Here is an 18,832-nt window from a genome sequence, read left to right as displayed (position 1 = left end):
TTTTCATTGTATCGTGCTAAGAATGGACTTGCCTATTTAAATAACTTTCAAGTGCCTGTGTATTTGGTTGTTGATCGTTATTTTAATATAAAGTATTTTTACGGTATGATTTTTCAAAACTATGTTTGGTGAAACTGGCAATTATCAAATAGAAATATTTCTGTAATACCAACTTAGCACTCCTATGAAAATCCTGTACACTTTTCTGATCCTGTTTTTCTTCGGCGCAATCAGCGCCAACGCACAAACTGTCAACCATGCTGAGCACGACGCCTACTTCGCAGATTTTTACGTTATGCAGGTAAAACCGATGGAATTTGAGCTCAGCTATAAATACCCCAAAACCGACCGTGTATTGGTTCGGATTAAAGATGAAGAGCAGAATATTATTTTTGTCGAGAAAACACTGGTTTACAAGCGTTACCACAAAAATTTTGACCTGACGATCATGAAGGACGGCAAGTACACTTTCGAACTGACGGACGGCCAGGAGAAATTTGTACAGTCTTTTGTGGTAGCTACCCAAACGCAGCGCGTAGCGACAGCGTTGTAGGCTTGTTCGTTATCCCAAAATCCATACTTTTGTTTTAGTAATCACGGACGGCTATTCTCCGTTGCGGGAATGCCGTTTTTGCCTTTAAAACAATTGCCAATGCCCTATATTATCGGTTGTGATATCGGCACAACAAACGTCAAATCCGTCGCTTTCGATACTGTTTCCGGAACCATACTTGCCTCGCATAGTGAAAGTTATGAAATGCAGCACCCGCAGGCCGATTGGAGCGAGCAAGATCCCGAGGAAATTTTCCAGGCTGCATGCAAGGCGTTGAAAAAGGTTGTCACGCTCTGCGAGGACAATGGCGATCCCGTCGGGATCAGTTTCAGTGCGGCCATGCACGGCGTATTGGCGCTCGATAAGGACGGTAAGCAGCTTACAAAGCTCATTATCTGGGCTGATAATCGTAGCGCCGACGTGGCTACCAAGTTACGGGCGTCGCAAGTCGGGAGGAAGATCTATAACAATAACGGAACGCCCATTCATGCGATGACGCCGGTATGTAAGTTGCTGTGGATGAAGAAAAGCGAGCCGGAGATATACCGGAAGGCCAGCAAATTTGTGGGTGTGAAAGAGTACATCGTATACAGGCTCACGGGCAAGTTTCTGGTCGACTATTCCATTGCGTCGGCCACCGGTATGTTCAATATCCGCGAGCTGCAATGGGATCCCTATACATTGAAGAAGTTGGGGCTGAAGGCTGAAAAATTGCCTACTGCGGTATCGCCGTACCATATCGTGAAACTACCGAAAGGCAATGAAGCCAGGTTGTCGGAGGGCATTCCCCTCATCATGGGCGCGAGCGACGGCTGTCTGGCAAATCTCGGCAGCGGGGCCATTACAACCGGTTCCATGGCCGTGACTATTGGTACCAGCGCCGCAGTCAGAATATGCTCTGACAAGCCGTTTTCTGATCCGTTGATGCAAACCTTCTGCTATGTACTCGATGAAAAGACTTACATCTTAGGTGGGCCGTCGAACAATGGAGCGGTGATTTTCGAATGGTTAATGAATACCTTTTTTCCAAAAGAGGAGTATGACGCGGTTTTCAAACAAGCCGAGGGCATTAAACCCGGCTCCGAAGGCCTGCTTTTTTATCCTTATCTCCTCGGCGAGCGGGCGCCGCTTTGGAGCTCGTCCGTACGCGGGGGCTTTTCAGGGCTCGACATCACGCATACCCGTGCCCATTTCGCGCGGGCGGTGATGGAGGGCATTCTGCTCAACCTTTATAGCATCGGTAAGATATTGATGGAAATGCAGGAGATCGATACAATCTTCGCCAATGGCGGTTTTGCAAAAAGCACTACCTGGGTACAAATGCTTTCGGATGTGTTTGGTAAAACAGTGAAGTTGAATGAAACTGTCGAAACGGGTGCTGTGGGCGCGGCCATGATGGGCATGAAAGCATTAGGGTTGGTAAAAAGCTTCTCGGAATTAACTGCATTTACGCAGGTGGGGAAGGAGTTTGATCCCGAGAAGAACATCCATGAAAAATATGACGCCCTTGCCGAGAAATTCAGCAAGGGCGCCCAGTTGATGATGGCTCACGCCGTTTGATCAGTCAATAGCTTCGCGCGTTGTGCGTTAAGGAGGCTGCGCGATCATCGCGCAGCCTCCTCTGTAATCTCAATGTTATCAGAACTTGTAAGTAACGCTCAAACGATAGTTTCTCGGAGGATCAGCTTGCCAGTAGTAGGCTTTCAACCAATCGTAATAACCGCCGCTGTACAAATATTTGTCGAGAATGTTGAACACGTTCGCAGTGAGCCGGATGTTGTCCTTTTCCCAGAATACACCACCGTCGAGTTTGAAGTAGTTAGGCTGGTTGAGGCTGCTGTTGGTCGTCGACCAATTGGTAGTCGCGCGGTCGCCATAGTAGGTAAAACCGCCCGAAATACCGGCACCTTTCAGCGAGCCGTGTTGTACTTTGTAACTCAACCAGGTATTTACCGTGTGTTTTGCATAACCGGGAACCAGGTCACCTACTTTGACATCCGTCACACCTTCTGCTACTTTCGTTACTTCCGAGATCGTGTAAGCATAGTTAGCTGTCAGGTCCAGGCCGTTGAAGATCGTGCCGCGAAGGTCAAATTCAACACCCTGCGCTCGTTTCTGACCCAGTACAATGCTTAAACCTGAGTTTGGCGCGCTGTTTGGATCGGCAGTCAGCTCGTTGTTTTTCAGGATGCGGTAGAATGCCAGGGTGGTATTCCAGCGTCCTTCCGCCCAGTCCCGTTTTACTCCGAACTCGGTGTTATTACCTGTGATCGGTTTCACCGAACCACTCACCAAACGGCCGGATTGTGGAATGAAAGCCTGGTCGTACAAGGCGTACAATGAAGTATTCTTAGTCACCGAGAGGCTCAATCCGACGCGTGGCGTGAAGCGTTTCGCTTCTTCGTCGTCGCCACCGAATTCAGACTGTTTCACATAAGTATAACGGCCGGCCAATGTCAGACGAATGCGGTTGTCGAGGAAGCCAAGCTCATCTTGCAAATACAAACCTGTATAATTTTGATCCTGCGTTCCACCGCCCGCTACTGCGCGTGCTTCGAGGTTCAGAGAACGGTCGAATACCGGGTAACCCATTACCGGCGTGCCGTAATATGGGTTTTTGGGGTCAAATTCCGCGCCTACCGAGTCGAGCGGAGCAGATTGTGCCCAGTCGGCATAGTAGTTTTTGCTACCTGCATCAAAACCAGCCAGAATGCGGTGTCTGACCGCGCCGGTTTTTACGTCACCATTTACAAACACCTGTCCGAGTGTCATTTCGCTCTTGGCGTCCCAGATACCGACGCCGCGGATCATTGTTCCATCCGGATTCACGGTCCATGGCCACATACTGCTGCCGTTCAATCGGTAGTTGAAATAGCCTACCTGCGCAGTCAGTTTCCAGCTGGGGTTAAAGTCATGCTGCAAGTTTACGAATGCGCTCTGATCTTTGATCTTGGTAGGAGCAAGGCCCGGAGGCATAGTGGTGAAATCGCGTGGCAAGGTGGCATAGCCGTCCGGCGAGAACACGTAGAATGAACCCACGTCGGACATGTTGGCATATTGTAATGTGTATTCGGCCGTAAGCTTGGTTTTTTTGTCAAGCTGGTAAGAAATCACCGGAGCAATGCTGTAACGGTTGTTGTGCTCATAAGGCCGGAATGAACCTTTGTTTTGCGCCGCGAGGTTGAGGCGGTAGAGGAATTTACTGTCCTTACTCAGTTTGCCGTCAAGATCTACGGTTGCGCGATAAAGGTCAAAACTGCCCAAATTGAATGAAACTTCGCCTTTGGTTTGGCCGGTAGGTTTTTTAGTAACCACATTGTACAAACCGCTGGGGTCGCCGTTAGCAAGCATAAATCCTGCTGGACCTTTTACGAATTCGATATGGTCTACAAAGCTCATATCCTCGGTCAACGGGCCCCAGTAGGAGTTTACGACATTGAAACCGTTACGGAAAGCCTGGATTTGCGATCCACGCATGCTGATGTTGGCATACATATCACCCCAGTGTTCGAGACGAACAGCGCCGCTGACGTTGCGGATCAGACCATCGCTCATACTGATTACCTGCTGGTCGGCCAGAACTTTGGCAGTTACAACCTGCACGTTTTGAGGTGTTTCCAGGATCGGGGTCAAGAGTTTAAGACTCGATGAAACTTGATCCGATTTATAGGCGGTGCCGCTTTTTACGATCACTTCCTGCAATTCGTTGGCGCTTTCTGTCAATGTGAAAGAAACGTTCACGGTTTCACCAGCCGCTACTTCCACTTCTTTTTCCAGGGTTGCCAGACCAACGAAGCTCGCGAGCAAGGTGTAGTTTCCTGGTTTTACCCGCTCAATTGTGAATTTTCCTTGAGCGTCGGAGACAGCACCCCGTGCAGTTCCTTTTATTCCTACTGAAACCTGATCTGCCGGTTGCCCATCCGAGCTCAGTATTTGTCCTGATATTCTGCCGTTTTGCGCAAATACGGAGGCGCTGGCCAGCAAGAATAGGATGAAAATATAAAGTTTTTTCATTTTATTTAAAATTGGACTAAATAGTTAACGAGCCGCAAATATCAATAGGGAAACTTTGCTAGGCAAGTTTTATTTAGATTTATTTAAAATAGTGTCACAGATAAGAGTTATTTTCAGATTATTGTCATAAAAAAGCCACACTATCCATGCGGATAATGCGGCTGTAAATGGCTTTGAAATACGGTTATTTTTGCTCTTCTGTCTCCTGCGTGTCTTCCACCATTTTCACGGTGATCATCTTTTTCTCAGAAGAATTGCCCCAGGAGTTCATCACGTAATTAAGCACGTCTGCGATCTGGTCGTTGTTGAGCCCGGGGTTGGGCATCATATTGTCGTAGCTAACGCCGTTTACTGTGACTTTCCCCATCAGCCCGAATTTGACCGCCTTAATCGCATTATCTGGTGTTTTCATCAGGTAATCGGATTTCGCCAATGGCGGGAAGGTAGCTGTGATGCCCTCACCCGTGCCCATGTGGCAGCTCATGCAGTTTTCGGAATAAACCATTTTACCTCGCTGGATGCTTTTGGCAAGTTCGTCGTCCTGGGCGGGCGAGATGGCAGCACAGAAGACAGTGGCTGAGATGAATGTTAGTAATAGTTTCATGGTGAAAATTTTGAGTCGGCTTCGCGCCATTAGTATTACTTCGTCAGCGAGAACGGTGCAGCTTCTGGCTTGACACCCCAGCTCTTCGAGGGCTTACCAGTCAGGTCAAACTGAACAGAACCGCCTTTCTGGATGTCCGCATGTTCAAGGTAGGTCTTGTCGTATGCCTTACCATTCAGTTTCGCGCCCTGAATGTACAGATTGGTATCGCTGCTGGCAGGTGCTTCGATGGTGAACTTCTTGCCGTCTTCCATGGTTAACGTGGCCTTTTTGAACAATGGGGAACCGATTACGTATTGCGTGGTGCCTGGCGTAACCGGGTAGAAACCAAGCGATGAGAATACGTACCATGCCGAGGTTTGTCCATTGTCTTCGTCACCACAATAGCCGTCTGGCGTTGCCTGATAAAGTCTCTTCATCACCTGGCGCGTCCAGTATTGAGCTTTGTCGGGTGCGCCTGCGTAGTTGTACAGGTAAATCATGTGCTGGATCGGTTGGTTACCGTGTGCGTAGTTACCCATGTTCATGATCTGCATTTCGCGGATTTCATGGATCGGGAAGCCGTAGTAGCTGTCGTCGAATACCGGTGGCAATGTAAAAACAGTATCCAGCTTCTGCACAAATGCCTCGCGGCCACCCACCAGGTTGATCAACCCTTTCACATCCTGGAACACCGACCAGGTGTAGTGAATGCTGTTACCCTCTGTAAATGCATCGCCCCATTTAAACGGATTGAACGGCGTCTGAAACTTGCCATCCTTGTTCTTGCCGCGCATCCATTTAGTTTCGGGATCGAACAGGTTTTTATAATTCTGGCTTCTTTTCAAATACAGATCTACTTCTGCCTGTGGCTTTTTCAAGTCTTTTGCTAACTGCGCGATACAAAAATCGGCATAGGCATATTCCAGCGTACGGGCCGCATTCTCATTGATTTTTACATCATAAGGAACATAACCGAGTTCATTGTAATACTCATGTCCAAAACGACCTACGGAACTTACCGGGCCTGCATTTTGGGTATTTTTCAAGATCGCTTCATACAATTTGTTGATATCGTAGCCGCGGATCCCTTTAATGTAAGAATCGGCGATCAGCGAGGCCGAGTTGGAACCGATCATACAATCGCGATGACCAGGGCTAGCCCATTCAGGCAGGAAGCCACTTTCGTCGTACGCATTGGCCAAACCCTCCATAATATGGGAGTTCAAGGTCGGGTACATGAGCGTGAAAAACGGGAACACGGCGCGGAATGTATCCCAGAAGCCATTATCAGTGAACATATAGCCGGGGCGTACTTCGCCATTGTACGGACTGTAATGCACCACTTTGTTGGCTTTGTCCATTTCATAGAACTTCCGCGGGAATAGCAGTACGCGATACAAGCAGGAGTAGAATGTGCGGATCTGGTCGATGTTGTCGCCTTCCACTTTGATGCGTGAAAGCTCTTGGTTCCAGATTTGTTCGCCTTTGGCTTTGGTCGCGTCGAAAGAGTCGTTACCTAATTCACGTTGCAGGTTCAGCTCCGCTTGCTCCGCGCTGATGAACGATGAAGCTACTTTGATTCCAACCTGCTCGCCTCTTTTTGTTTTGAAACCAACTACGGCACCTACGTGCGCAGCTGAGAGTTCGAGCGTGTCCTTGGCGAGTGTTTTGCCGTGGAATGCGGAAGAGAATATAAATGGTTTATCAAAAATCAATACGAAATAGTTCTTGAAATTCGCAGGCACACCACCGCTGTTTTTAGTCGTGTAACCAATGATCTTACGCTCTTTCGGAAGGACTTTTACATAAGAACCTCTGTCGAATGCATCGAGTAAAACATAGGATGTGTCCGCTTGCGGAAAGGTAATGCGGAACTGAGCGGCCCTTTCGGTAGGTGTGATCTCCGTGGTAACGTCGTAATCGGCCAGATATACCTTGTAATGATGTGGTTTGGCAGTTTCGGATTTGTGCGAGAACCAGCTGGCGCGACTTTCCTCGTCGATCTTTAATTTACCGGTAATGGGCATGATCGCAAACTGGCCGTAATCGTTGATCCACGGGCTGGGCTGGTGCGTTTGCTTAAAACCACGGATCTTTTCTGCATCGTACATATAAGCCCATCCGTCGCCCATTTTGCCGGTTTGGGGCATCCAGAAGTTCATCCCCCAGGGCAGGGCAATAGCTGGGTAGGTGTTACCGGCCGACAGGCTGAATTTAGATTGCGTGCCCATCAGTGTGTTCACAAAATCGACGGGATTGCCGGTGCCTTGCCCGTAGGATAATTGTGCAGTGAGGATAACGGTAAAAAGGCAGGAAAGGATTTTTTTCATCTTGGGGACAATTCTTTTATATATTGAATCTGGGAAATGAAATGCAGGGACAAAAGTAATCGAAGGGCAGAGAACAAAAAGTAATGCGGCCAAAGATTTCCCAACGGTATGATTTCTGCCATTTTGTACCGGCATAATTCTTTTTGACGTTACGGACGAAAGCGACAGACCGCTTTTCGAAATTTTTATATTTAACGCGCAATCTCCCGATCGGCCTGTTTCTGAATCCGGTGCAGGGAATTGACTTTCGAATCCATTAAATCCACTATGACAGAGCACCTGAACCGCCTAACACCACGTCAGATCGTTTTCGAACTCGACCAATATATCATCGGACAAAATGACGCAAAGCGCAATGTTGCCATCGCTTTGAGAAACCGTTGGAGGCGTATGAATAGTCCGGAGGACATGCAGCGGGAAATTATCCCGAATAATATATTAATGATCGGCGCTACGGGTGTGGGTAAAACCGAGATCGCCCGCCGCCTGGCCAAAATTGCCGACGCACCGTTTATCAAAGTGGAAGCTTCCAAATTCACCGAAGTGGGTTACGTTGGCCGCGATGTAGAAAGCATGGTACGTGACCTTGTCGAACAAGCCGTAGGCATGGTACGCATGCAGAAAAAGGAAGAAGTGAAAATTAAAGCCGAGCAGGTTGTTGAGGACATTATTCTTGACGCCTTGATCCCGCCTGTGCATGGTTCTAATTCATCGAAACCAGCGACAGACAATGGTTCGGAAGAAATGCCGATGAGCGACGCTGAGCTGAACCAGCGCACCCGTGAGCGCTTCCGTGAGAAGATCCGCAATGGCGAGCTCGACAGCCGGAAGATCGAAATTGAAATACAGCAAAACCAAATGCCGAATGTGGGTATGATCGGCGGGGCTGTTGATGATGTTTCGATGATGAATATTCAGGAAATGATCGGTAATATGATGCCCCGACGCGGTAAAAAGCGAAAGGTCACCGTCGAGGAAGCCAGAAAATTGCTCCTTGATGAAGAAGCTTCCAAATTGATCGATATGGATGAGGTGAAACTCGAGGCGATCAAAAAAGCGGAAAACCTGGGCATTATTTTCATCGACGAAATCGATAAAGTAGCATCGAGCCGTTCAAGCGGGAGCGGCCCCGACGTCAGTCGCGAAGGTGTACAGCGTGATTTGCTGCCGATCGTGGAGGGAAGCTCGGTGAATACGAAGCATGGCGTAATCCAGACCGACCACATTCTCTTTATTGCCGCCGGCGCATTTCACGTTTCGAAACCATCCGACCTAATCCCCGAGCTTCAAGGTCGTTTCCCGATCCGTGTCGAGCTGAATAGTTTGACGGAAAGTGATTTTTATCAGATCCTTAAAGCGCCTAAAAATGCGTTGACCAAGCAATACAGCGCCATGATGGCAGCCGAAGGTGTAGAACTGGATTTCGAGGACGGCGCATTACGCGAAATCGCCCGCATTGCATTTGAAGTAAATAGCGAAGTGGAAAACATCGGTGCCCGTCGTCTGCAAACCGTTATGAGTTCTCTCTTAAACGACTTTATGTTCGATATTCCGGATGTTATCGGAGATGGCGCCCAACTTACCGTCACTGCCGATATGGTGCAGGAAAAATTGTCACCGCTGGTGAAGAATCGTGATTTGAGCCAGTATATTCTTTAAAAAGGAGGATGGGGGATGGGAGGATGGAGAGAGTTTTAATTCCTTTGTCTCTTTAGTCCATCCTCTCTTTCCTCAATCAAAAAACAACCACTCAAAAGCTTTTGGAAACTCTTTATTCCATTGTTTTTCCTCATGTTCACCTTTGGCGTCGACGGAGGATTTGATTTTAACGCGGCTGTAACCGAAACTTTGTGTTTCCAGCGTATCTTTAAGCTTGTTGACGTACGGGACCATATGCGCCCCTTCTTTGCCACCCGCATAGAGATAAATGCGCGTTTCGAATGGTTCGAAAAAGTGGATAGCGTCGAAATAAATCTTCTCTGAGATCCACAATGCCGGTGAAAACACCATAAATTTTCCAAAAGTTTGCGGGAACATCAGCGCAGCATAAATGCTCAGTAACCCGCCGACAGAACTGCCCCCGATGCCGGTATTGAGGCGGTCAGTTTTTGTTCGGTACTGCTTATCTATATGCGCTTTGAGCGGCCCGGCGATAAATTGCAGAAATTTGGCACCGTGGCCTTTGCCGAGTTTGGCGTTATCATATGGAGACAGTTCCTCTAAACGATCTTCTTCACCATGGTCGACGGCCACAATGATGACACCGGCCTTATGCTCTTTGGCCAACACCGACAGGCTTTTATCAATTTCCCAACTGCCAAATTCTGAACCTTCTCCGAACAGGTTCTGGCCGTCGGTCATGTAAAGTACCGGATAGCGATGGTCGGGATTCTCGTAATAATCGTGGGGCAGCAATACGCGGACGCGGCGGGTCCGGCTGAACTGCGTTATTTCAAAATCCTCAGATACCGTTTCGACGATAGGGGAAAGGTCAGCTTTCATCGAAATGTCGGTTTGCCAGCGTATAACATCGTCCTTTACTAACGTTTTGCCGGCTTTAATAATTCGATTGCCGTAAGGCCGACCTGCGCGGTCGAGCTCCACCTTGTTCCAGCCGCCACGGGTGTATTTATATTCGACAGGATCTGGGAGGGCCAGATCCTCCGGGAATTGGTAACGATAATTACCTGGGCTAACCACCGTCATCTGGTACGCTTCCAGGTCTGGAAGCCATTTGCAGAAGTTACCGGTGATGTAAACCGGACGGCTATCGAATGGATTGGTGCTTAATTCAATGGTGAGGGTTTCAACTTCTACTTGCATTCTAATCTTGTACTTTCGTTGAGTCACTATGGGTTACGGGCCACAAAAGTACTTATTTGTTGACTTTTTTTAGTATAATTTACAAATTCAAATCGAAAAACATGACGTTCGTCTACTTCGTGGGGAATGCGTTCCGTCTCTGCCCAGGCGTCGGGTTCTTCAATTTTGAAAAAAGTATCGCCTTCGATTTCGGTGTATACTTTGGTCAGGTAAATGTGAGTTGCGATGCCCAATGACTGCCTGTAAATTTCCCCTCCACCAACAATGCAAGCCTCTTCGCCGTCAATTTCCTTCGCTTTTTTCAATGCTTCTTCCAAAGAATGCACAGCAACTACCCCTTCGAATTCAAAATCGGCATTTCTTGTAACAACTATCGAGGTCCGGCCGGGAAGCGGCTTCCCGATGGATTGGAACGTTTTGCGGCCCATGATCATCGGGTGACCTAGTGTCAGTTGTTTAAATCGTTTCAGGTCGTCGGGTAAGCGCCAGAGTAACTGGTTATCCTTTCCGATTGCGCCATTTTCCGCAGCGGCAACGATGATTGATATTTTCATGTGTGGAAATTAATGTTTTGCAAAGATGGCAGAATTGTGGGTTTAGCGTTGTGCATCGCTAAGCGATTTTGCATATCGCGTTGAGCGCATCGGCCTGCATTTCGCAGATAGAAATGCCATTAGACATGTAACATCCGTAGTAAACCATTGTTGCCCGGCGTTCGAGAATGCCCTTGGGTATGTAACAACGACGCATTCGTGATGCTTAACGTCATTTTGTTGTACATCGCTGACGGGATTTCGACATCAGCTATTTGTCTGATTTTCTACCAATATTACATCGCTAACGCGACTTGCCTATGTCTGTTCGTGTGCTTTGAAGATGTACCGCACATCATAATCGATTTCAAACTTGTCCAGAAACAACCGGTATTCTTCCTGGAACGTCACTTTACCATGATGCTCTTTCCGGGTTGAAATATAACGGACGACGTCGGGCACCTGCGATTTGGAATAAGAAAATACTCCGTAGCCCGCTTGTCATTCAAAACGACCGCGACAAAGCTTGTTAGCATTAATCCATTGTGAGGAATCCGCTTTCACATCCTGCATTAAATCGGCAATTGACTGGGTCGTGCGAAAGCCGACGAGCAAATGCACATGATCGCTCATGCCATTGATGGCGGACATAGGCGGCATTTACAGCCGGTACCCCCTCAAAAAATCCCCAATCTCCATCCGCTTCTTCCCTTCAATCTGTAACTCCTCGATAGCCAGCCAGCCATCTCCGGTGCGGAAGTACAGGTGCGATTTATTATCGGTGCTGTATTCGCCTACTTGTGCTTCATTATCGGAATTGACGGGTTTTGTCTGAAAAACCTTGCAGGAGAGCCCGTTCAAGGTGGTCCAGGCGGCAGGATAGGGCGAAAGGCCACGGACGAAATTGTGTATTTCGACGGTGGAACGTTTCCAGTCGATTTCGCAGGTTTCACGGAAGATCTTCGGGGCAGCTTTGATGTCGTCGGGCTCCGATTGCGGCTCTTGCGGGTAGTTGCCCGCTTCAATGGCTTCGACGGTTTTGACAACGAGCTGAGCGCCTTTTTGCATCAGTCGCTCGTACAAAGTGCCTACGTTGTCCTCGGGTGATATGGGTTCTTTATCCTGGAAAATGATTTTCCCGGTGTCGATATCTTTTTCAATGAAGAAGGTAGTTACGCCCGTTTCGGTTTCTCCGTTGATGATAGCCCAGTTGATAGGCGCCGCGCCGCGGTATTGCGGAAGCAATGAACTGTGGAGGTTGAAAGTGCCTTTTGTTGGCATACTCCACACGACCTCGGGCAGCATTCGGAATGCCACCACTACCTGCAAGTCGGCATTGTAGGATTTTAGCGCTTCAAGAAACTCAGGATTTTTCAATTTTTCGGGTTGCAGGACTGGAATGCCCTGCGATTCTGCGTACACTTTGACGGGTGATGCCGTTTGCTTCTGACCACGCCCGGCAGGTTTGTCGGGAACCGTCACGACAGCCACGACATTAGATTTGTTCTCGACCAGACTTTGTAAACTTGGGACCGCAAATTCCGGTGTCCCCATGAAAATAATTCTCAACGATTTTGACATAAGAAGATGCCGCTTTTGGACAAAAATGGTGTTACCATTCACAAATATTGTTATTTTTGTCGTTCTTAACAGAAAATTATGGTGAATACAAAATCATATAGCAACCGAAAAGAAAAGGTCTTCTAACCTTCTACGAGAGTGTCAATACTCTGTAGAGCGGTCTTCGAGCCGTTCTTTTTTTTTATGTATCATTCAAAAAATTAAAAGACTTATAAACCATTAAAAGGTCATGGCTAAAATTTCATACTATACGGAAGAAGGACTAAACAAGCTGAGGAACGAGCTGAATGAGATGAAAACCAAAGGCCGCACGGAGATTGCACGACAGATTGCAGAAGCGCGGGATAAAGGTGATTTGAGTGAAAATGCAGAGTACGATGCGGCCAAAGACGCGCAGGGTATGCACGAAATGAAAATCGCCAAATTGGAAGAAATCATGTCCAACGCACGCGTGATCGACGAGTCGACGATGGACACTTCCCAGGTTTCAGTACTTTCCAAGGTGAAGATCAAAAACCGTAAGAATGGAATGGAGGTTACCTACACACTGGTGTCCGAGGAAGAGGCCGATCTCAAAACAGGCAAGATTTCAGTAGGCTCCCCAATTGGTAAGGGATTGCTGGGTAAGAAAGTAGGAGAAACGACGGAAATCAAGGTTCCCGCCGGTATGATGGAGTTTGAAGTACTCGATATCAGTCGTTTCAACGGAGAATAGTTTGCTGTAAATACTACTGGTTGGGTTGCGGAACTATGGATGTTTCGCAACCCAACTTTTTTTTGGAGATTTGAGATGACCATAGACGATGGACCATAGACCATGTTGATCATGTCATTCCCTGTCCGATATGTTTCAATCGTCAACACCGTAACGATGGTCCATGGTCTATCCGGCTATGGTCAAACGAATTCAGTCGCCGAACACCCAAAACGCCCACACCACCATGCGCTTCAAAGGCTTTCTGCTGCACACTACTTTCCTCTGGGTCGATGGCATGGCACTTTTTCCGTTCATTCTTTCGCGACGCAAGGCCCCTTCCCGGTATTTTTTAAACCATGAACGCATTCATTTGAAGCAACAGCTTGAAATGGGGTTGGTTATCTTTTATGTCTGGTACCTGGTGGAATTTTTAATCAGGCTGCTCCAATACAGAAATAATTATTTAGCCTATCTTCATATTTCGTTTGAAAAGGAGGCCTACACTCACGAGCGCGACCTCGGCTATCTGCAAAAACGCCGTTACTGTGCTTGGTGGAAGTACCTTTGATAGTACATTTTAGGAGTTATTTAAATAAAAATATGTCAGATCAGAGCACAGAGTTTCTTTATAAGTACCTGAACAATGCATCACCGACCGGCTTTGAATCAACCGGTCAGCAAATATGGCTCGATTATATTAAGCCATATATTGAAGAACAGATTATCGATGTGTACGGAACTGCCGTGGGCGTTATCGGTCCCGGCCAGGATTACAAAGTAGTGATCGAAGCACATTCCGACGAGATTTCGTGGTTTGTGAACTACATTTCAGAAGATGGCTACATTCATGTGCGACGGAACGGTGGATCTGACGCGGCTATTGCGCCTTCGATGCGTGTGAATTTGCATACGGCCAAGGGTGTCGTAAAGGGTGTTTTCGGCTGGCCGGCTATCCATGTGCGCGATGTCGCCAAGGATCAGGTGCCCAAAGTGCACGAGCTTTTCATTGACGTGGGCGCTTCTAAAAAGGATGATGTGCTCGAAATGGGGATTCATGTGGGAACAGTCGCGACATTCGCTGATGGCCTTGATGAGCTAAACGATAAGTATTACCTCGGTCGCGCGCTCGACAACCGCATGGGTGGGTATATGATCGCAGAAGTGGCGCGTATGCTGCACGAAAACAATGTGAAGCTGCCATTTACATTATACGTGGTGAATGCGGTGCAGGAAGAGATCGGTCTGCGCGGTGCTGAGATGATTTCCCGCCGACTGAAACCAAATCTGGCAATCTGTACCGACGTGACCCACGATACACAGTCGCCGATGTACAACAAAAAAGAGCAAGGCGACCTCAAATGCGGTAGCGGCCCGGTTATTTGTTACGGACCAGCGGTGCAAAACAACCTCCGCGACCTGCTGATCCGCGTAGCTGAGGAGAAAAAGATCCCGTTCCAGCGCCAGGCAGTAAGCCGCTCGACGGGCACCGATACGGATTCGTTTGCCTACTCAACAGAGGGCGTTGCTTCCGCGTTGATCTCATTACCATTAAAATACATGCACACCACCGTAGAAATGGTTTCCAAGGAAGACGTGCAGAATGTGATACAACTGATGTACGACGTGCTGCTTTCGCTGAAAGGAGACGAGGATTTCAGGTATATTAAGTAAAATAATTGTCAGGCTGAGTGCAGTCGAAGCGCACGCGATAACGTTGTCGCATGCGCTTCGACTTCGCTCAGGATGGCAGTAACTTCCAGCGCGATTAGCTGCTACACACACCTTCGTTAGCATACTTCATAACTTCATCAACTTACTGGAAATAATGGACAACAGGGCACGCGGGCGCGGGGCCGCTATCAACACGCGCAATAAGTTCTTCAAGCACGAGATCGAGTATACGTCCGAAGACTGGCAACAGTGGGAAGATCCGGAGGTAAATCCCAAAACACAATTCATTGAAGAGGAATCCAAGACGCTCCTGAGCGTTTCGGACAGTCCTGATTTACCGCAATTTCATTCCATTAACCCCTACCGGGGTTGCGAGCATGGCTGCATCTACTGCTATGCCCGTAATTCGCATGAGTATTTGGGCTTTTCGGCGGGGCTGGATTTTGAGACAAAAATTGTAGTCAAAAAGAATGCGCCGCAGTTGTTGGAAAAGCTTTTCAATTCCAAGAAATGGGAGCCACACCATATTCACATTTCCGGGAATACGGATTGTTACCAACCTGGAGAAAAGAAATACGGGCTTACCCGACAAATACTGGAAATCTGCCTGCGCTATCGAAATCCGGTCAGCATTTTGACCAAAAATGCATTGATCCTTCGCGATTTGGATGTATTGGAAAAAATGGCCAAACTGAATCTTGTTCACGCGGCGATATCCATTACGTCACTGAATGAAGACTTGCGCAGCGCACTGGAACCTCGAACTGTAACTGGCAAAAGGCGTTTGCAAGTTGTGAAAACGCTCAGCGAAGCGGGCATTCCCACAGGCGTAATGACCGCGCCAATCATTCCCGGGTTGAATGATCAGGAAATTCCGACTATTATCCAGGCCATTGCCGAAAACGGAGCGATCTGGGCGCATTACACGGTGGTACGGTTGAACGGGGCGATTTCGACTTTGTTTGAAGAATGGGTCCATCACCATTTCCCCGACCGTGCAGCAAAGGTATTGAACCAGATCAAAGAATGCCATGGTGGCGCGGTGAACGATTCGCGGTTCGGGATCAGGATGGTGGGAGAGGGAAATTTCGCGGAACACATCCGGCAGCTGCACGACCACTCGTGCAGAAAGTACCTTTCAGGCCGCGAGCTGCCGCCTTTGGATACTTCGCAGTTTATGCGGGCCGGGCAGATGCGGCTGTTCTGATTTTAATGCCACGAATAAGTACGAACTTCGTGTGCATTCGTGTCTTCGTGGCATTAAAACCCTTACTTTAGTCCGATCCTAATCTGACCCGATGAAAACCTTAGTATTAGTATTAAGCCTCACAACGGCGCTTGGCCTGAACAGCAACTGCGTCAATTCCACACCCCCAAAGAGCCGGGCTATCGCCGATTCGCTTTCCGCAGGTCCCGAAGACCTGCGGAAAGCCAAAGGCCCCATAACCGGTGCCGATCAAATTTCACAATATATTGATTATCTGAAAGGTAAAAAGGTCGGCATACTCGTAAACCAGACCTCCATTATAGGCACGAAGCCGATCGTTGATAGTCTTGTAGCTTTGGGCGTCAATATCGTTACCATTTTCGGCCCCGAGCACGGTTTCCGGGGCACAGCCAGCAATGGCGATAAGGTCGGCGACAGCGTCGATCCCAAAACCGGCATTCCGGCTATTTCACTTTATGGCAAGCTCAAAAAGCCCACCAAAGAACAAATGGCGGCGATAGACCTTATGATCTTCGACATCCAGGATGTGGGCGCGCGCTTTTATACCTACATCAACACGCTCGGTCACGTCATGGAGGCATGCGCGGAGAATAACAAGGAAATGCTGATTCTCGACCGCCCCAACCCAAACGGCTTCCTGGTCGACGGGCCAGTGCTGGAAGATCACCTGCATTCGGGCATCGGGATGTACAAAATTCCTATTTCGCATGGCCTCACGATTGCAGAATTTGCACAAATGATCAACGGTGAAGGCTGGTTGCCTAATAAAATACAGTGCAAATTGAAGATTGTAAAAGTGGCGGACTATACGCACAATACATCCTATGTACTGCCGGTAATGCCGTCTCCTAATCTCAATACCCAGCAATCGGTGATGCTATACCCACATATTTGTATGTTCGAAGGCACAATTTTGAGCCAGGGGCGCGGTACTTATATGCCATTTACAGTGCTTGGAGCTCCATTGCTGAAAGGGAAATATGATTTTTCATTCACCCCCCACAGTATTAAAGGAATGAGCGAAACTCCTTTGCACCAGGACAAAGAGTGCTACGGCCTCGATTTGCGAAAATATGATTTAAAAGACGTTCAAAAGTCCGGAAAACTTAACTTGAAATGGCTCATAGAGCTTTACAAAGCGTATCCTGACAAGGAGAAGTTTTTTGATATGAGCCAAAGCAAGCAAATGGGCAACTTCGATAAGCTGGCTGGGACCGAGAACCTCAAAAAGCAGATTATCGCTGGGGCGTCCGAAGAAGAGATCCGTAAAAGCTGGGAACCCGGCCTGAGCCAGTTCATGGAAATGCGGAAGAAATATTTGATCTACCCCTGAAATCCCTCACTGACCAATCGGCTGTGAACAAAACATCCCGGGGATAATTCCCAGGGATGTTCAATTATTCTCAACGATATTTAATTAAAAACTAGTAGGCGATTTAGTTTAGGTTTAATGAGTATGTTATCGTGTGCGTTTGAGGAAAATGTGTGCATAATGTTCAATATCATGCCAAAATACTCAATCGACCGTAATTACGTTTGTTGTGGTGAAACGGATGCCTGGACCTCAAAAAACTTTAAAAAATATTGAAGCCCAGGCTTTTCGTCGGGGTAAAAATATATATGTAATAATAGAAGAGGGTGTTTACGTGCTATAAAATTACTTCGCACGCAAGTCCTCGACAAATCAAAGGGGTGAAGTACAACTTTTATGGGGTGAAGTCCAGGAAAGTGTAAGTAACCGTTTCTTTAGCGGTTGGTACAAACTATCAGGAGAAGGTCTTGATACGGCTTAGCAGATCCGTCCGGTTATCATTCGTGATTGGGATTTCGATATCGTTGATCATCACATGCACGTAGTCGATGCCCGTGATCGCGTTGAGGTTGATGATAAACGACTTATGGACCCGAAAAAAGATGTTGTTGGGCAGCTGCTGCAACATGTTTTTGAGCGTTTCGCGGATGGTGTATTTTTTCTTCGTGGTGTGCAGTTCAAGATAATTGTCATCACTACGGATGTACAGGATGTCGGTGAGCACAATCTTGGTGAACATATGCTTTTCCTTAATAAACAGTGCATCCTTGATCACGGTAGTGTCCTCTTTTTCTTCTGAGGTCGTTTCGCCCGCCAGCGCCGCCAGGCGATAGTTTTTTAACGCCAGCTTCACAGCGGTGTACACGGTGATTTTCTGAAACGGTTTTTGTAAAAATGCGTGTGGCGCCGCCTGCAACGCCGCATTGACCACCGCAATATCTTCATGGGCAGAGAGGAACAGGAATGGTATCTTGAAATTTTCGCGTATGTAGTGGGCCAGGTCGATGCCTGTTTGATAACCATTCAGGTTAATATCCAGGACAGCCAGGTGGAAAACCTTGCTATGCAGGATCTCTGTGGCTGTCGTATAATCCGTCGCGATATCGTTAGCCGCATAGCCAAAACCATTCAGCAGAAATTGAAGATGTTTCGCAATGATAAAGTCGTCCTCTACGATTAGAATATTCATCTTAGGTATAAATAGTCAGCCTTGCCCGCTTTAAAGGTGAAATGTAAAAAGGATTATGCTATGCAGCAACTTGCGGCGTATGCCCGGTTAGAATACAAATAATAAGATAATATACGAATTAATTGCAAAGCGGGATTTGTAGGATATGTCGAATTATCTGCCGTGACGAGGATGTCGAAGTAACCGAGTGTTAAAATAAATGCAAAATGTCCTCTTGTACAAGCACTTGTATACTTGTAGGATTAGTTTTATAGTAACAATCTTCGGAAAATAAGTTGTTTTGCATTTGAAATGTTTAATTTAATATTTACATAG

General features: G+C 47.5%; 17 protein-coding genes. 8 read left to right on the top strand and 9 right to left on the bottom strand.

Annotated elements, in window-relative coordinates; all coding sequences use genetic code 11:
- Window positions 1-184 precede the first annotated feature (184 nt).
- Window positions 185-553 (top strand): hypothetical protein, encoded by a 369-nt coding sequence (locus tag LZD49_RS23200; protein ID WP_234670053.1) that lies wholly within the window; start codon window positions 185-187, stop codon window positions 551-553.
- A 99-nt stretch (window positions 554-652) separates the two neighbouring features.
- On the top strand, window positions 653-2,113 hold the full coding sequence (locus LZD49_RS23195; RefSeq protein ID WP_234670052.1) for a gluconokinase: 1,461 nt from the start codon (window positions 653-655) through the stop codon (window positions 2,111-2,113).
- Window positions 2,114-2,191: 78 nt separating this feature from the next.
- Here LZD49_RS23195 and LZD49_RS23190 read toward each other — a convergent pair whose 3' ends face one another.
- The 3 genes from LZD49_RS23190 to LZD49_RS23180 form a co-directional block, all read right to left on the bottom strand.
- Window positions 2,192-4,567, bottom strand: coding sequence for a TonB-dependent receptor (locus LZD49_RS23190; RefSeq protein WP_234670051.1), 2,376 nt, complete (start codon window positions 4,565-4,567; stop codon window positions 2,192-2,194).
- Window positions 4,568-4,751: 184 nt separating this feature from the next.
- Window positions 4,752-5,171, bottom strand: a complete 420-nt coding sequence (locus tag LZD49_RS23185; RefSeq protein WP_234670050.1) for a cytochrome c — start codon at window positions 5,169-5,171, stop codon at window positions 4,752-4,754.
- 35 nt (window positions 5,172-5,206) lie between these two features.
- On the bottom strand, window positions 5,207-7,483 hold the full coding sequence (locus LZD49_RS23180; RefSeq protein WP_234670049.1) for a GH92 family glycosyl hydrolase: 2,277 nt from the start codon (window positions 7,481-7,483) through the stop codon (window positions 5,207-5,209).
- 267 nt (window positions 7,484-7,750) lie between these two features.
- On the opposite strand from LZD49_RS23180, the gene hslU reads away from it, so the two are divergent.
- Complete coding sequence (gene hslU, locus LZD49_RS23175) at window positions 7,751-9,142, top strand: ATP-dependent protease ATPase subunit HslU (RefSeq protein ID WP_234670048.1); 1,392 nt, start codon at window positions 7,751-7,753, stop codon at window positions 9,140-9,142.
- Window positions 9,143-9,214: 72 nt separating this feature from the next.
- On the opposite strand, the gene LZD49_RS23170 is transcribed toward hslU, so the two are convergent.
- The 5 genes from LZD49_RS23170 to fmt all read right to left on the bottom strand — a co-directional run bounded on the left by LZD49_RS23170 (window position 9,215) and on the right by fmt (window position 12,420).
- Window positions 9,215-10,306: an alpha/beta hydrolase gene (locus tag LZD49_RS23170; protein ID WP_234670047.1), complete on the bottom strand. Its 1,092-nt coding sequence runs from the start codon at window positions 10,304-10,306 to the stop codon at window positions 9,215-9,217.
- Window positions 10,307-10,332: 26 nt separating this feature from the next.
- Window positions 10,333-10,860, bottom strand: a complete 528-nt coding sequence (locus LZD49_RS23165) for a dihydrofolate reductase (protein ID WP_234670046.1) — start codon at window positions 10,858-10,860, stop codon at window positions 10,333-10,335.
- Window positions 10,861-11,157: 297 nt separating this feature from the next.
- Window positions 11,158-11,301 carry a hypothetical protein gene (locus LZD49_RS23160; RefSeq protein WP_234670045.1) on the bottom strand — a complete coding sequence of 48 codons (144 nt, stop codon included), beginning with the start codon at window positions 11,299-11,301 and terminating at the stop codon, window positions 11,158-11,160.
- Between the two features lie 39 nt (window positions 11,302-11,340).
- Window positions 11,341-11,490: a transposase gene (locus tag LZD49_RS23155; protein ID WP_234670044.1), complete on the bottom strand. Its 150-nt coding sequence runs from the start codon at window positions 11,488-11,490 to the stop codon at window positions 11,341-11,343.
- Between the two features lie 9 nt (window positions 11,491-11,499).
- Window positions 11,500-12,420, bottom strand: coding sequence for a methionyl-tRNA formyltransferase (fmt, locus tag LZD49_RS23150; protein WP_234670043.1), 921 nt, complete (start codon window positions 12,418-12,420; stop codon window positions 11,500-11,502).
- Window positions 12,421-12,649: 229 nt separating this feature from the next.
- On the opposite strand from fmt, the gene greA reads away from it, so the two are divergent.
- The 5 genes from greA (at window position 12,650) to LZD49_RS23125 (ending at window position 17,349) form a co-directional block, all read left to right on the top strand.
- Window positions 12,650-13,135, top strand: coding sequence for a transcription elongation factor GreA (gene greA / locus LZD49_RS23145; protein WP_234670042.1), 486 nt, complete (start codon window positions 12,650-12,652; stop codon window positions 13,133-13,135).
- Window positions 13,136-13,361: 226 nt separating this feature from the next.
- A complete protein-coding gene (locus LZD49_RS23140) occupies window positions 13,362-13,685 on the top strand; it encodes a hypothetical protein (protein ID WP_234670111.1) in 324 nt (107 codons plus the stop codon).
- A 32-nt stretch (window positions 13,686-13,717) separates the two neighbouring features.
- On the top strand, window positions 13,718-14,788 hold the full coding sequence (locus tag LZD49_RS23135) for a M20/M25/M40 family metallo-hydrolase (protein WP_234670041.1): 1,071 nt from the start codon (window positions 13,718-13,720) through the stop codon (window positions 14,786-14,788).
- 154 nt (window positions 14,789-14,942) lie between these two features.
- The gene (locus tag LZD49_RS23130; RefSeq protein ID WP_234670040.1) at window positions 14,943-15,995 is read left to right on the top strand and encodes a PA0069 family radical SAM protein; all 1,053 of its coding nucleotides are present in this window, start codon (window positions 14,943-14,945) and stop codon (window positions 15,993-15,995) included.
- Window positions 15,996-16,086: 91 nt separating this feature from the next.
- Complete coding sequence (locus tag LZD49_RS23125; protein ID WP_234670039.1) at window positions 16,087-17,349, top strand: exo-beta-N-acetylmuramidase NamZ domain-containing protein; 1,263 nt, start codon at window positions 16,087-16,089, stop codon at window positions 17,347-17,349.
- A gap of 433 nt (window positions 17,350-17,782) precedes the next feature.
- Here the strand turns inward: LZD49_RS23125 and LZD49_RS23120 are convergent, their stop codons facing one another.
- Entirely contained in the window at window positions 17,783-18,517 is a 735-nt protein-coding gene (locus LZD49_RS23120) for a LytTR family DNA-binding domain-containing protein (protein ID WP_234670038.1), read from the bottom strand.
- Window positions 18,518-18,832: the final 315 nt, after the last annotated feature.

The organism is Dyadobacter sp. CY261 (assembly GCF_021440085.1).
Classification (GTDB): Bacteria; Bacteroidota; Bacteroidia; order Cytophagales; family Spirosomataceae; genus Dyadobacter.
This window is presented reverse-complemented; position numbering and strand designations above follow the sequence as displayed.